General features: G+C 72.8%; 10 protein-coding genes and 1 riboswitch. Of the genes, 4 read left to right on the forward strand and 6 right to left on the reverse strand.

What is annotated here, in order from left to right:
• The first annotated feature begins 16 nt into the window (after window positions 1–16).
• Entirely contained in the window at window positions 17–3109 is a 3093-nt protein-coding gene (locus AB0M83_RS04075; RefSeq protein WP_364512139.1) for an arabinosyltransferase domain-containing protein, read from the forward strand.
• Here the strand turns inward: AB0M83_RS04075 and AB0M83_RS04080 are convergent.
• From AB0M83_RS04080 to AB0M83_RS04100, 5 genes are read right to left on the reverse strand one after another with little or no spacing between them, the layout of a single operon-like run.
• Window positions 3106–3831, reverse strand: a complete 726-nt coding sequence (locus AB0M83_RS04080) for a GNAT family N-acetyltransferase (RefSeq protein WP_364512142.1) — start codon at window positions 3829–3831, stop codon at window positions 3106–3108. The genes AB0M83_RS04075 and AB0M83_RS04080 overlap by 4 nt on opposite strands.
• Entirely contained in the window at window positions 3810–5300 is a 1491-nt protein-coding gene (locus AB0M83_RS04085) for a precorrin-2 C(20)-methyltransferase (RefSeq protein WP_364512145.1), read from the reverse strand. Before AB0M83_RS04085 ends, AB0M83_RS04080 begins: the two co-directional genes overlap by 22 nt.
• On the reverse strand, window positions 5297–5920 hold the full coding sequence (locus AB0M83_RS04090) for a precorrin-8X methylmutase (RefSeq protein WP_364512148.1): 624 nt from the start codon (window positions 5918–5920) through the stop codon (window positions 5297–5299). The genes AB0M83_RS04085 and AB0M83_RS04090 overlap by 4 nt, the downstream gene beginning before the upstream one ends.
• Entirely contained in the window at window positions 5917–6990 is a 1074-nt protein-coding gene (locus tag AB0M83_RS04095; protein ID WP_364512151.1) for a precorrin-3B synthase, read from the reverse strand. The genes AB0M83_RS04090 and AB0M83_RS04095 overlap by 4 nt, the downstream gene beginning before the upstream one ends.
• Before the next feature lie 4 nt (window positions 6991–6994).
• Window positions 6995–7309: a DUF6191 domain-containing protein gene (locus AB0M83_RS04100; RefSeq protein ID WP_364512153.1), complete on the reverse strand. Its 315-nt coding sequence runs from the start codon at window positions 7307–7309 to the stop codon at window positions 6995–6997.
• Between the two features lie 108 nt (window positions 7310–7417).
• On the opposite strand from AB0M83_RS04100, the gene AB0M83_RS04105 reads away from it, so the two are divergent.
• The 3 genes from AB0M83_RS04105 to AB0M83_RS04115 are packed head-to-tail and all read left to right on the forward strand — an operon-like array spanning window position 7418 to window position 9428.
• On the forward strand, window positions 7418–8344 hold the full coding sequence (locus AB0M83_RS04105; RefSeq protein WP_364512156.1) for an ABC transporter ATP-binding protein: 927 nt from the start codon (window positions 7418–7420) through the stop codon (window positions 8342–8344).
• Window positions 8341–9192 (forward strand): ABC transporter permease, encoded by an 852-nt coding sequence (locus AB0M83_RS04110; RefSeq protein WP_364512159.1) that lies wholly within the window; start codon window positions 8341–8343, stop codon window positions 9190–9192. The genes AB0M83_RS04105 and AB0M83_RS04110 overlap by 4 nt, the downstream gene beginning before the upstream one ends.
• A 2-nt stretch (window positions 9193–9194) precedes the next feature.
• Window positions 9195–9428, forward strand: coding sequence for a helix-turn-helix transcriptional regulator (locus tag AB0M83_RS04115; protein ID WP_155541712.1), 234 nt, complete (start codon window positions 9195–9197; stop codon window positions 9426–9428).
• On the opposite strand, the gene AB0M83_RS04120 is transcribed toward AB0M83_RS04115, so the two are convergent.
• Window positions 9425–10153 (reverse strand): hypothetical protein, encoded by a 729-nt coding sequence (locus AB0M83_RS04120; RefSeq protein ID WP_364512162.1) that lies wholly within the window; start codon window positions 10151–10153, stop codon window positions 9425–9427. The two genes, AB0M83_RS04115 and AB0M83_RS04120, sit on opposite strands and share 4 nt — an antisense overlap.
• A gap of 91 nt (window positions 10154–10244) precedes the next feature.
• Window positions 10245–10317: riboswitch (cobalamin riboswitch) on the forward strand.
• Window positions 10318–10328 lie beyond the last annotated feature (11 nt).

The raw sequence follows: 10328 nt of genomic DNA on the forward strand, positions 1-10328 counted from the left end.
CGTTAGCGTTGCGCCGATGCGTCTGATTGCCGTAGCGCTGGGGCTGCTCTCGGCCTTGTGCGCGCTGGCTTTCCCCTTCCTGCCGGTGGTGCAGGACACGGCGGAGGTCGTCTGGCCGACCGGCAGCGACACCCGCTCCGTCAACGCGCCCTTGACCGGGTACTGGGCCCAGGACCTGCGCGCCGAAGTGCCGTGCGCGGCCATCCGCTCGGTGGACGCCCGCACCACCGGTCCCGGCCTGCTCTTCGCCACCGTGCCGGACGGCCGCACCGACCCGAAGGCCGGCAAGGGCGTCGGCCTCCAGCTGAAGGTCGACAACGGCGTGCTGCTCGCCTCCAGCCAGGGCCAGCAGATCGCCCAGCAGCCGCTGCCCGCCGAGAAGTGCGACGTCGAGCTGGACGTCGACGCGACGCAGATGACCCTCGCCGTGGCCGGGACGCCGGTGTTCCACGCCGACGGCGACGTCCGGCCCCGCGTGGTCGGCATCTACTCCTCGATCAACTCGAGCAAGGACCCGATCGCCGGCCTGCACGTCTCGGTCGTGCCGGACACGCGCTACCAGACGTCGCCGACCGCGTTGAAGATCGGCGTCGGGGTGCTCGCCGTGCTGTCGCTGATCGGCTGCATGATCGCGGTCTGGCGCCGCGACTCCGGCGCCGCGAGACGCGCGCCGCGCTGGGCACCGGTCGGCTGGTGGCGGCTGACGCTGCGGGACGCCACGGTGATCACCGCGCTCGGCGCGTGGGTCTTCATCGGGCCGGTGACCTCGGACGACGGCTACATCCTGACGATGGCCCGGGTCACCGAGCAGACCGGGTTCCTCACGAACTACCACCGCTGGTTCGGGGTCGCCGAGGCGCCGTTCGGCTGGTTCTACCACGTCTTCGAGCTGATGGCGCACGTCAGCGTGGTCCCGCCGTGGATCCGGCTGCCGTCGTTCCTGCTCGGCGTGCTCAGCTGGCTGCTGATCAGCCGTGAGGTGATGCCGCGCCTCGGCACCCAGATCCGCACCAGCCGCCCGGCCAGCTGGGCCGCGGCGACGGTGTTCCTCATCTGGTGGATGCCCTACAACAACGGCGTCCGCCCCGAGCCGGTGGCCGCGCTCGGCTCGCTGCTGGCGATCTGCGCGGTCGAGCGCACGCTGGTGACGCGCCGGCTGCTGCCGCTGTGCCTCGGCCTGACCGCGGCCGGGTTCACCCTGGCCGCGACGCCGACCGGGCTGATCGCGGTGGCGCCGTACCTGGTCGCCGCGCGCCCGCTGTTCAAGCTGATCCGCCAGCGCGCGAACGAAAACGGCTGGCTGCCGGTGCTCGCGCCGGTCGCCGCGGCCGGGCTCCTCGTGCTGGTTGTGGTGTTCGCCGACCAGACGTTCGCGACCGTCCAGGAGGCGACCCGGATCCGGACCCAGGTGGGCCCGAACCTGTCCTGGTTCCAGGAACTCGCGCGCTACCAGCTGCTGTTCGCCGACCTGCCGGACGGCTCGGCGCCACGCCGGTTCCCGGTGCTGCTGGTCGTGCTGTGCACCGCCACCTGCCTGGTGATGCTGCTGCGCCGCGGCCGCATCCCCGGCGCGTCGCTCGGCCCGGCGCGCCGCCTGATCGGCACGACGGCGGTGTTCTTCCTGCTGCTGGCCCTGACCCCGACGAAGTGGACGCACCACTTCGGCGCGTTCGCCGCGGTGGGTGCGTCGATGGCCGCGCTGGCCGCGCTCGCGACCAGCTCGACGGTGCTGCGGTCCAAACGCAACCGCGCGGCCTTCCTCGCGGCACTGCTGGTGGTCGCCGCGCTCGCCGCGACCGGGCCCAACACGTACTGGTTCGTTTCGCGCCTCGGCGTCCAGTGGACGAACGTGGCGCCGTCGATCGGCGGCATCGGGCTGTCCACGATCCTGCTGGTGGCCGCCGCGATCGCCGGCGTCTACGCGTTCGTCGAGAACGTCCGCGCGCACCGGCCGGGGCTGCCGGCCCAGCCGCAGGAAGGCCGGCTGCGCGCGCTGCGGCGCGGGTCGCTGTCGCTGGTGGTGGTCTGCGGCCTGGTGGCGGGCGGCGAGTTCGTCACGATGGCGTGGGCGATCCACAACCAGGCCGGCAGCTACAGCCTCGGCGCGGCGAACGTGGGGCACCTGTTCGGCAAGAGCTGCAACCTCTCCGACCACGTCATGGTGGAGCGCGACGCGGCGACGAGCATCCTGCACCCGCAGTCCGAGCAGCGGACGGTCGCGGAGAAGCCCAAGGAGCCGAACTCGCCGCTGCCGAACCCCGACCAGGACAACGGCCGCGTCCAGACCGGCTTCCACACCCACGCGGTCGACGACAAGGACCCGCTGGCCGAGCCGCCGCACGGGTTCACCCCGGAGAGCGTGCCGATGTGGTCGAGCTACCTCGACCAGGAGACGCGCGCGGGCCGCCTGCGCAGCGACTGGTACGCGCTGACGGAGAAGCCCGCGGACGGCCAGATCGTGGTGGCCACGGCCGGCGCGGCCCGCCGCCCGACGTCGGTGAGCCTCGACTACGGCGTCAACACCCCGGAAGGCGTGAAGGTGCTGCGCAGCCAGTTCATGCTCCCGCCGGGATCGGGCACGGGCGGCTGGAACGACACCCGCATCAACCTGCGCGACCTCCCGGCGGAGACGAACGCGGTGCGGATCAACATCGTCGACAACGACCTGACGGAGGACGGCTGGATCGCGGCGTCGGCCCCGCGCGTCCCGACGTTCACGACGCTGACGGACAAGATCGGCACGAAGCCGGTGTACATCGACTGGCCGGCGTCGTTCGTCTACCCGTGCGCGCAGCCGGTGACGTCCCACGACGGGATCTCGCAGGTCCCGGAGTACCGCATCACGGCGGGCGGCCTGGCGGACGAGGCGGAGTGGGCGTCCTCGACCAACGGCGGGCCGATCGGGTGGCTGGAGGAGCTGGCCGAGGAGCCCGAGGTGCCGAGCTACCTGATCGGGCAGCCGAGCCAGTCGTGGGGCCAGCTGCTGCAGATCGAGCCGTTCACCGAAGGCGTCGCGCCGACGGTGGTGCACGGGGAGAAGACCGTGCCGGGGTGGTGGTCCCCGGGTCCGGGGCCGCGCCAGCCCAACGGCAAGGACCCGACCCGCTAGGCCTTCGTCCACGCCGTCCGGCGGTGGAGGCGGAAGCCGGCTCGCTCCAGGTTCGCCACGCTCGGTGAGCCGGGGCGGGCCGTTGCCACCGCCAGGGTGCAGCTCTCGGCCGCCGCCGCTTCGAGGCGGCGGCGCAGCAGTGTCGGCTGGGCTCCCCGGCCGCGGAACTCCGGAAGGGTCGAGGCCGCGCCGAGGATCGCCACCCCGGTGTCGATCGTCATGCCCGCGGCGGCGATCGGCGTCTCCCCTTCCCGCAGCAGGAAGCGCCGCATGATCGGGAGCCGGTGTTCCGCGGCCATGAACTCCGCCACCGGTCCGCTCACCTCGAACCCGGCCAGCAGGGCGCGCAGGAAGACCTCCGCGTCGGCCTGTTCCCCAGGCGACGCGGCTGCGGGAGCCAGCCGGCGGACGGCCAAGAACCGCTCGCCCGTCGGCACCAGTCCCGGCACCGGCAGGCCCGCTGGGGCGACGACCGCCGGGTGGACGCCGTCCCAGTCCGGCGAACGCAGCAAAACGGCGACCTCGGGCAGCGTCTCCGGCGTCACCCCGGTCACCGTCGACAGGTACGCGAGCGCCGGGTCGGTCGCGAGCACCGCCAGCAATCCCGCGTGCTCCCACGCGCGAAACCGGCCGGGCACTCCCGCCGCCGACGCCGCTTCGCCCGCCATCCCCGCCCGGCGGTGCAACGCACGCTCGGCCGTCAGTAGTTGCGCGGAGTCCACACCACCCCGTTCTCCGCGCGGGTCCGCGACGAGCCCACGATCAGCAGGCAGCGCATGTCCACTGTGGACGGATCAAGGTCGCCCAGCGTCGTGACGCGGATGTCCTCCTCCGGGCCGCCGACGTCCCGCGCCACCACGACCGGCGTCCCCGGAGCGCGGTGGCGGAGCAGGACGTCGCGAGCCGAGGCCAGCTGCGTCGTCCGGGAGCGCGACGCCGGGTTGTACAGCGCGAGCACCAGGTCGGCCGCGCCCGCCGCGTCGAGGCGCTTCTCGATGATTTCCCACGGCTTCAAACGATCCGACAGCGACAGCACGCAGTAGTCGTGCCCGAGTGGCGCGCCGACCCGCGACGCCGCCGCTTGGGCCGCCGTCACGCCCGGGACGATCCGCACCCGGACGCCCGCGCCGTGGCCCGAGGACACCTGCTCCAGCACCGCCGACGCCATCGCGAACACCCCGGGGTCACCCGAGGACACCACCGCGACCCGCGCCCCCGAAGCGGCCAGCGACAACGCTTCGACCGCCCGGTCGGCCTCGACGCGGTTGCCCGACGCGTGCCGCTGCTGCCCCGCCTTCTGCGGCACCCGCGCGACGTACGGCCCGTACCCGACGACGTGCTCGGCGGCCGCCAGCTCCGCCGCGGCCTCGGGTGTCAGCCACTCGGGACCCGCCGGGCCGAGACCCACCACGACGACCTCGCCACCCGGAGCCGGGACCGCAGGAGCGGCGGGAGCAGGACTCTGGCGTGACGCGTAAGCCGGCGAAGGCAGCAGCGCCAGCGAAAAGTACGGCACCGAAGCGGGATCCACTTCGCCCAGGGGCTCGATCCGCTGCTGCCCCCAGGTCGCGCGCTCGACGTAGACGGCGTCGTCCAGCTTCCCGGCCTCTTCGAAGGCCTCCCGCACCGAGCCGAACGTGCGGCCCAGCTTCAGCACGGCCGCCGCGTCGGTGTCCGCCAGCCGCCGGGCCAGTTCGGGCGCCGGGAGCGTGCCCGGGAGCACCGTGAGCACCTCGTCGCGCTGCACCAGCGGGCGGCCGAGCACCGACGACGCCGCGCTCACCGACGTCACGCCGGGCACGACGACCGCGTCGAACCGGCCGGAAAGCCGTTCGTGCATGTACATGTACGAGCCGTAGAAGAACGGGTCGCCTTCGCAGAGCAGGACGACGTCGCGCCCCGCGTCGAGGTGCTCGGCGAGCCGCTTCGCGCTCAGCTCGTAGAAGTCGGCGATCGCGCCCTCGTACCCGCCGGGGTGGTCGGTCGTCTCGGTCGTGACCGGGTAGACGAGCTTCTCCTCGATCTGCCCCTCGCGCAGGTACGGCTCGGCGACCGACCGCGCGATGCTGCGCCCGTGCCGCGCGCAGTGGTAGGCGATCACCGAAGCTTCGGAGATCAGCCGGGCCGCCTTGACCGTCATCAGTTCCGGGTCGCCGGGGCCGAGCCCGACGCCGTAGAGCGTCCCGGTCATTCTTCGGCGCTCGCGAGGGCGTTGATCGCGGCGACGGCCATCGCGCTGCCGCCCCGCCGGCCGTGCACCACCAGGTACGGCGCCGGCGCCCGCTTCGCGAGCTCCACTTTGGACTCCACGGCCCCGACGAACCCGACCGGCACGCCGATGATCGCCGCGGGCACGCCGACGCCTTCGTCGAGGAGCTCCAGCAGGCGGAAGAGCGCGGTCGGCGCGTTGCCGATCGCCACGACCGAGCCGGGCAGCTTGTCGCGCCACAGTTCCAGGGCCGCCGCCGAGCGCGTCGTGCCCATCCGCTCGGCCAGCGAAGGAACGCTCGGGGCCGAAAGCGTGCACACGACTTCGTTGCCCGCGGGCAGGCGGCGCCGGGTGACACCGCTGGCGATCATCTGCGCGTCGCACAGGATCGGCGCGCCCGCTTCGAGCGCGGCGCGGCCGGACTCGACCACGTCGAGCGTGTAGCGCAGGTCGTCGACCAGATCGACCATGCCGCAGGCGTGGATCATCCGGACCGCCAGGCCGGCCACGTCGTCGGGCAGGATCGCCAGGTCCGCCTCCTCGCGGATCGTGGCGAACGAGTGCCGGTAGATCTCGGCACCGTCCCGCAGGTAGTCGATCACAGCTTCCCTTTCAGCTCGTCGAACGGCACCCACCGGCCGTCGACCCGATATCCGTCCGCTTCGGCGACAATGTCCACATGGGACTGCGACGGCTTCCCGCACCGCCGTTCACAGCCCGAGAAGTGCGCGCGCAGGCCCGGCCGGAAGACGGCGTCGGCCCGCACGTCGGCCAGTGACTTCGCGCAGCCGGGCCGGCCGATGCACGCGGTGGTTCCCCAGGCCTCGCCGCCGAACCCCAGCCGCTCGAAGACGTCGGCGGGCACGTCCGGCAGGACCAGCGACTTCCACGGCGTGACCAGCGCCGGGCCGAATTCCGCCAGGGCCCGGGCCTGCGCGGCGGTCAAGTGCCCGAAGCGGGGCACGACCCCCGCCGCGAAGCCGCCATCCCGCTCGATGAGCCCGGCCGGGACTTCGGCGCTGGTGCGCGGCACCGGCGTCCCGCGCCAGGCCGGGTCGTCGAGTTCGGCGACGCGCCACGCGGATCCGCGTACCCGTCCGAATTCCAGCGCGACGTCGATCATCGCTGTCACGGCGTCCGCGCGAGCGACCCGGCGTCCGGTGTCGCCGCCCGCCAGCAGCAGGGTTCCCTCGGCCGGGCCGGTCGCCCGCCAGCAGACGTCCGCGCCTTCCCCGGCGACGTCACCGCGCCCGTCGTCGAAGGCGAAGAGGAAGCGGCCGGGCAGCTCGGCGAGCTCCGGGGTCGCGCAGAGCACGGCGTCGAGCGACGCGGCCAGGCCCCGGACGTCGGCGAGCCCGCCGCGCACCCCGCTCAACGGCGACGCGAGGATGTTGCGGACCCGCTCGTGCGACGGCGAAGGCAGCAGGCCGGCGTCGGTCAGCCGCGTCGCGAGGCCGGGCCGGGTGACGCCGCGCAGCTGGACGTTGCCGCGTGAGGTGAGGTGGAGGTCGCCGTCGCCGCACGCTTCGGCGCAGTCCGCCAGCGCGCGCAGTTGCGGTGCGGAAATCGTTCCGCCGGGCAGGCGCACGCGGGCCAAGGGGCCGTCGGCGGCGTCGTGGGGTGCGAAAACACCCGGGCACGCGTCGGCTCGCACACGCGCTGGGGTTGGCATGAGGTCACTGTAGCTGGCGGTTTTCCGGCTCCGGCGGGTCCGAACGGGGCCGGATCCGGGCGACTCCGGCGTCCAGGTCCACGTCACGCCGGGGTGGCGCGCCGTCGGCATCCTGCTCGACGAGCATCGACATCGTTTCCCGGTGTTCCAGCTCACGCCGTTTGGTGCCGTAGAGGAACGCGGTGGTCTCCTCGATGTAGGTCGCGGACAGCCGCGCCTTGAAGCGCGAGCCGTTCTTGCGCGGCCGCAGTTCGATCGCGGCCATGACCAGCAGGATCACGACGCCGCCCGGGAGAGCCAGCCCCAGCCAAGTACCCATGCCCGGCGAACCGGATGACCGCGGGTCAAGTTCCCGGCACAGCAGAACTCTGGTCAAATGTAGTAGGTGTGCTACATTCGATCGCATCAGTTCGATGGGGGTGTCGCGATGAGAGATCCAGCGGTTCCCGTGGTCCGCGTGCGCGGGCTGCGGATGCGCTACGGCACGAACGACGTGCTCCACGGCGTGGAGTTCGAGGCCCACCGGGGCGAGGTCGTCTGCCTGCTCGGGCCCAACGGCGCGGGCAAGACCACGACGATCGAGATCCTCGAGGGCTTCCGGATGCGGTCGGCCGGCGAGGTGAGCGTCCTGGGCGTCGACCCGGCGCACGGCGGGGAAGACTGGCGGGCGCGGCTGGGAGTCGTGCTCCAGTCCTGGCGCGACCACGGGAAGTGGCGCGTGCGGGAGCTCCTGGCCCACCTCGGCCGGTACTACGCGCCCTACTCGACGGAGTCGCGGCCCCGGCCGTGGGACGCCGACGAGCTGATCAAGACGGTCGGGCTCGCCGAGCACGCGCACAAGAAGCTCAAGCAGCTCTCCGGCGGCCAGCGCCGGCGGCTCGACGTCGCGATCGGCATCGTCGGGCGGCCCGAGCTGCTGTTCCTCGACGAGCCGACCGCCGGCTTCGACCCGGAGGCGCGGCGGGAGTTCCACGACCTCGTGCACCGGCTCTCCGACGAGCTCGACACCACGATCCTGCTCACCACGCACGACCTCGACGAGGCCGAGAAGCTGGCCGACCGGATCCTCATCCTCAACGGCGGGCGCATCATCGCCGACGGCTCGGCCGACGCGCTGTCCCGGCAGATCTCCGGCGAGGCCGAGGTCCGCTGGACCGTCGACGGCCAGCGCTTCGTCCACGCGACGGCCGAAGCGACGAAGTACGTGTACGACCTGTTCAAGCAGCACGGCGAGGCCGTCTCGGACCTCGAGGTGCGGCGGGCCTCGCTGGAGGACACCTACATGACGCTGGTCCACCGCGCCGAGGCCGGCGGCGAGACGGAGCTGGGTCTCCAGGAAGCGGGTGCGCGATGAACGCCCAGTCGGCCGCCCTGCGGACCGGGGTGGCCCGCGGCTGGATCGAGTTCAAGCAGACGTGGACCAACCGCGACGACGTCGTCGGCCAGTTCGTCTTCGTCGCACTCTTCCTCGGCACGCTGTTCTTCATGCGCAACGCGACCCTGCCCGGCACCGGGTTCTCGCTCGGCGCGGCCACCGTGCCCGGCGTGCTCGGCGCCGGGATCGTGTTCAACGGGCTGAACAGCGCGGCCGGCTACCTGTCGATCGACCGCGAAGACGGCACGCTGCTGCGCGCCAAGGCCACGCCGAACGGCATGCTCGGCTACCTCGTCGGGAAGACGACGGCGCTGTCGATGGCGCAGGTCACCAGCATCCTGCTGGTGCTGGTCCCCTGCCTGTTCCTGTACTCCGAGCTCGCGCCGGACGGCGTCTGGTCGTACCTGAACCTGCTGTGGGTGCTGGCGCTCGGTCTGGTCGCCACCCTGCCGCTCGGGGCCGCGCTGGGTTCGCTCACCAACAGCCCGCGGTCCATCGCGCTGATCACGCTGCCGATCATGGGGATGGGCGCGATCTCGGGGATCTTCTACCCGATCACCGCGCTGCCGGGGTGGGTGCAGGGCATCGCGCAGGCGTTCCCGATGTACTGGCTGGGCCTCGGGATGCGCTCGGCGCTGCTGCCCGACGGCGCGGTGGTCGTCGAAATCGGCCAGTCGTGGCGGCCGTTGCCGACCCTGGCGGTGCTCCTGGCGTGGACCGTGATCGGATTGGCCCTGGCCCCGGTGCTGCTCCGCCGCATGGCGCGGCGGGAAGCGGGTTCGTCGGTGGCCGAACGCCGGGAGAAGGCCATGCAGCGTGTGGGGTAGTCATGAGTGAGGTCGTCTACAACCGGATCGCGATGCTGCGCGCGGAACGGTCGATCTCGCGGCGGCAGCTGGCGGAGGCACTGGGCGTGCACTACCAGACGATCGGCTACCTGGAGCGCGGCGAGTACAGCCCGAGCTTGTTCGTGGCGCTGCGGATCGCGGAGTTCTTCGAGGTCCCGCTGGAGGTCCTGTTCTCGACGAAGCCGTTCCCGCGGCTGGGTGAGCAGTCCGCCTAGGGCTTCGTGAGGCCGGCGTCGACGAGCGCCTGGACGACGTCATCGCGGCGAGCCTCGCGGACGGTCCGGTTCAGCTCGACGTGCAGGAACGGCGCGTCGCCGGCGGCCTGGCCCTGGACGTTCGTCGTCCCGGCCAGGCCCCGGCACGGCTCGGCCCAGGCCCGGCAGACCCGGAACCCGGCTTCGTCGAGGCGGTCGGCCGCGCGGCGGGCGGCGTCCCCGGCTTCGGCGGCCCCGGCCGACAGCACGACGTCCGCCGAGACGAGGGTCGTGTCGTTGAAGCCGTGCAGCTGGACCTGGGGCACGCCGCGCCGGGCCAGCAGCGTGGCGACGACGTGGAAGACGGTCCCGGTGTCGTGCGCGGGATCTTCGCGACGCCGGTGGGCGCCGCCGACCGCGAGGATCGCGCCCGGGGTCCGCCGGAAGAGTTCGAGGCCGACCAGCTCGGTCCGCAGGTCGGACGACGCGTGCGGCGCCTCGACCACCAGCGACGGCGGCGCGGACCGGTCGATCGCGTACAGGCCCCAGGCGCGCTCGGAGCCCGGTTCCTGGTGGACCAGGCTGTCCCCGTCGACGGAAAACCCCAGCTCGCCGAGGTCGTGCGGGGCCCGGTCGAAGAATGCGGCGAACCCGGCTTCGGCGGCCGCCAGCTCGGCGGCGGTCGCCCGGCGGTAGCGCTGGCGGCTCGACTGGGCGGCGGCGAAGTCGCGGAGGAAGGCGTCCAAGCCGCCAGGTTACCGAGCGCCGGTCAACGTCACCTTGACGCACCTCGACCGGCACCGGAGAGTGGAGCCGATACCCACGCGTCGGCAGGTGGAGGAACCCGGTGAGAGTCCGGGGCGGTCCCGCCACTGTCATCGGGAAGAGATTTCCCGAGAGCCAGGAACTCCGGCCGGCGCG

The organism is Amycolatopsis sp. NPDC051106 (assembly GCF_040682775.1).
Classification (GTDB): Bacteria; Actinomycetota; Actinomycetes; order Mycobacteriales; family Pseudonocardiaceae; genus Amycolatopsis.

Excerpts from the sequence above, each read along its gene's own strand:
- AB0M83_RS04075 (WP_364512139.1), top strand. The coding sequence starts at position 17 with ATGCGTCTGATTGCCGTAGCGCTGGGGCTGCTCTCGGCCTTGTGCGCG.
- AB0M83_RS04085 (WP_364512145.1), bottom strand. The coding sequence starts at position 5,300 with ATGACCGGGACGCTCTACGGCGTCGGGCTCGGCCCCGGCGACCCGGAA.
- AB0M83_RS04095 (WP_364512151.1), bottom strand. The coding sequence starts at position 6,990 with ATGCCAACCCCAGCGCGTGTGCGAGCCGACGCGTGCCCGGGTGTTTTC.
- AB0M83_RS04100 (WP_364512153.1), bottom strand. The coding sequence starts at position 7,309 with ATGGGTACTTGGCTGGGGCTGGCTCTCCCGGGCGGCGTCGTGATCCTG.
- AB0M83_RS04105 (WP_364512156.1), top strand. The coding sequence starts at position 7,418 with ATGAGAGATCCAGCGGTTCCCGTGGTCCGCGTGCGCGGGCTGCGGATG.
- AB0M83_RS04110 (WP_364512159.1), top strand. The coding sequence starts at position 8,341 with ATGAACGCCCAGTCGGCCGCCCTGCGGACCGGGGTGGCCCGCGGCTGG.
- AB0M83_RS04115 (WP_155541712.1), top strand. The coding sequence starts at position 9,195 with ATGAGTGAGGTCGTCTACAACCGGATCGCGATGCTGCGCGCGGAACGG.